Below are 1,126 nucleotides of genomic sequence, written 5' to 3'. Positions count from 1 at the left end.
TAGTTGCGCTAGAGAAACGTAACTTCGACATTGTTGTCAGCGATGTCAATATGCCGGGTATGAGTGGCCATGAGCTGCTGGCTCAGGTGAAGTCTAAGGTGCCAGGCTTGCCAATGATGCTGATAACGGCATTTGGACAAATTAAGGATGCGGTAGATGCAATGCAGGCCGGGGCGGATGACTATCTGGTTAAGCCGTTTGAGCCGCAAACACTTATTGAGTCGATCGAACGCATTGTCGGTGGAAATCAGAATACCGAGATTAGCGACGAGCCGGTTGCGAGCTCGGCCTTCACCAAAGAATTTTTCAAGGTGGCGCGTAAAGTCGCTAAGACTGAATCCACCGTCATGATCTCTGGTGAAAGTGGGACCGGTAAAGAGGTTTTGGCGCGTTACATTCACCGCCATTCTCCAAGAAAAAACAAGCCATTTGTTGCGATCAACTGTGCTGCCATTCCTGAAAATATGTTGGAAGCCATGTTGTTTGGTCATGAAAAGGGCGCGTTTACGGGCGCATATAACAGCTCTCCCGGCAAGTTTGAGCAGGCAAATGGGGGTACCTTGCTACTCGACGAGGTTTCAGAAATGGATCTCGGCTTGCAGGCAAAGCTATTGCGCGTATTGCAGGAGCGAGAGGTTGAGCGTGTTGGAGGTAAGAAGCCAATCAAGCTTGATGTCAGGGTTTTAGCTACAACCAACCGAGCGCTCAAATCGTATGTGGACGCAGGCAAGTTTCGAGAAGATTTGTTTTACCGCCTTAGCGTTTTTCCAATGGCGTGGAAACCTCTGCGCGAAAGACGCGATGATATTTTGCCAATCGCGGAGCGCTTACTTCAGGTGCACGCAACCAAGATGCGTCGCGGAGCTATGACGCTAGATACTCAGAGTAAACAACACTTGGTGAATTACCCTTGGCCGGGAAATGTACGAGAGCTCGATAATGCGATTCAGCGTTCCTTAATTCTTGCAGAAGGAAGTGTCATCGAGTCGTCGGATCTCATACTGGAAATGCCTGAGAGCACCGTATCTGACAATTCTTTGACGGTTCGACCTGATGCTGACGAAGTTTTGTTTGTAGAAACGGAACCGGCTGCGCATCAGCGAAGCGAAGGGGAGGATAGCCCTCA

Annotated in this window: 1 protein-coding gene; it reads left to right on the top strand. The window is 49.7% G+C overall.

All coding sequences use genetic code 11. From position 1 onward, the window contains the following. Positions 1–1,126: sigma-54 dependent transcriptional regulator (locus A3750_RS21630; protein WP_068548808.1), on the top strand; the 1,126-nt coding region annotated here is incomplete at both ends.

Source organism: Oleiphilus sp. HI0079 (genome assembly GCF_001635105.1).
Note: the sequence above shows the minus strand (reverse complement) of the source record. Positions and strands in the feature narration are given on the sequence as shown.